Annotated in this window: 1 rRNA gene; it reads right to left on the minus strand. The window is 52.2% G+C overall.

The annotated features are described in order from the left end of the window. Positions 1 to 2,134, minus strand: a 23S ribosomal RNA gene (locus NKI06_RS30610); the annotation flags it as partial. Between the last annotated feature and the right edge of the window lie 366 nt (positions 2,135 to 2,500).

Here is a 2,500-nt window from a genome sequence, read left to right on the forward strand (position 1 = left end):
CCCGGATAACGGGCCGCGGTTAGACATCCATAGTAATAAGGGTGGTATTTCAAGGGTGGCTCCACCTGAGCTGGCGCCCAGGTTTCAAAGCCTACCACCTATCCTACACATGCCACTACGAATGCCAATGTAAAGCTATAGTAAAGGTGCACGGGGTCTTTCCGTCTAACCGCAGGAACCCCGCATCTTCACGGGGAATTCAATTTCACTGAGTCTATGCTGGAGACAGCGGGGAAGTCGTTACGCCATTCGTGCAGGTCGGAACTTACCCGACAAGGAATTTCGCTACCTTAGGACCGTTATAGTTACGGCCGCCGTTTACTGGGGCTTCGATTCAGAGCTTGCACCCCTCCTCTTAACCTTCCAGCACCGGGCAGGCGTCAGACCCTATACGTCGTCTTGCGACTTCGCAGAGCCCTGTGTTTTTGATAAACAGTCGCTACCCCCTGGTCTGTGCCACCCTCCTCTACTTGCGTAGAAAAGGGTCACGCTTCTTCCGAAGTTACGCGTGCAATTTGCCGAGTTCCTTCAGCATAGTTCTCTCAAGCGCCTTGGTATACTCTACCTGACCACCAGTGTCGGTTTCGGGTACGGTTTATAAGGAGGAGCTATTTCCTGGAACCGCTCCGCTGCCCGTTCAATCCGATAAGATTGGACAACTTGTGCGATCCGTCACTACCTCCAAGCCCACGAATATTAACGTGGTTCCCATCGACTACGCGTTTCCGCCTCGTCTTAGGGGCCGGCTAACCCTGCTCAGATTAGCTTTAAGCAGGAACCCTTGGTCTTTCGGCGGGGGAGTCTCTCACTCCCCTTACGTTACTCATGTCAGCATTCGCACTTCTGATACCTCCACCACCCCTCACGGGTATGGCTTCGTCAGCTTACAGAACGCTCCGCTACCGCTTGGCCCTTGCGGACCAAACCCTAAGCTTCGGTGTATGGCTTTAGCCCCGTTACATTTTCGGCGCAAAGACCCTTATTTAGACCAGTGAGCTGTTACGCTTTCTTTAAATGATGGCTGCTTCTAAGCCAACATCCTGGTTGTTTTGGGATCCTCACATCCTTTCCCACTTAGCCATAACTTGGGGACCTTAGCTGTAGGTCAGGGTTGTTTCCCTTTTCACGACGGACGTTAGCACCCGCCGTGTGTCTGCCGACTAGTACTCCCAGGTATTCGGAGTTTGGTTAGGTTTGGTAATCCGGTGAGGACCCCTAGCCCATCCAGTGCTCTACCCCCTGGGGTATTCGGTCGACGCTCTACCTAAATAGATTTCGCGGAGAACCAGCTATTTCCGAGTTTGATTGGCCTTTCACCCCTAGCCACAAGTCATCCCGAACTATTGCAACAGTTATGGGTTCGGTCCTCCAGTAAGTGTTACCTTACCTTCAACCTGCTCATGGCTAGATCACTCGGTTTCGGGTCTAATGCGACGAACTGAACGCCCTGTTCAGACTCGCTTTCGCTGCGCCTACACCTAGCGGTTTAAGCTTGCTCGTCACACTAAGTCGCTGACCCATTATACAAAAGGTACGTGGTGACCCTTACGGGCTCCCACTGTTTGTAGGCAATCGGTTTCAGGTACTCTTTCACTCCCCTTGTCGGGGTGCTTTTCACCTTTCCCTCACGGTACTAGTTCGCTATCGGTCATGCACGAGTACTTAGGCTTGGAAGGTGGTCCTCCCAATTTCAGACAGGATTTCACGTGTCCCGCCTTACTCGAGGACGATTGATTGCATTACGCGTACGGGGCTGTCACCCACTATGGCCCTACTTTCCAGAAGGTTCCGCTTGTCTCTCAATCGCCACTGGCCTGGTCCGGGTTCGCTCGCCACTACTTCCGGAGTCTCGGTTGATGTCCTTTCCTACGGGTACTTAGATGTTTCAGTTCCCCGCGTTCGCCACTTTATCCCTATGTATTCAGGATAAGTTACCTATTATCGATACTTGGAAACCACAGTAGCAGATCGCTCTGCTACTCTGATTTTCCAAGTACCTTAGGTGGGTTTCCCCATTCGGAAATCTACGGATCAAAGGGTATTCGCACCTCCCCGTAGCTTATCGCAGCGTATCACGTCCTTCATCGCCTGTGCATGCCAAGGCATCCACCAATTGCCCTTAAGACACTTGATCGTTCTCATTGCCAATGCCCATCCGCGCAATCCGAAGGATTGTCGCTTCAGCCTCTCCCTTGCGGGATTAGCGTCCGCGCGATCCCAAAGGGATCGTCGCATAAGCGCAATCCTGTGCGGGATTGGCGCTTGATGTCATTGGCACAAAAAGACCAGCTTCTCGAGATCGGTTCGAGGGTGCGGTTAGGCAAACCCATCATATGCGGGAGATTGAGCGTCTCCCGCGACAAATCACGAACCTTTCGGCTCATGAAGTTCGAACAAATCTTCTCTTTACGATGTCAAAACAGAACAAGCGGCAAGCCAAGAAGCTCACCACAAACCTTTATACGAATGACTTTTTGACCACCCTCACTCGACACACTTC

Source organism: Mesorhizobium sp. M0772 (assembly GCF_040320135.1).
Lineage (GTDB): Bacteria > Pseudomonadota > Alphaproteobacteria > Rhizobiales > Rhizobiaceae > Mesorhizobium.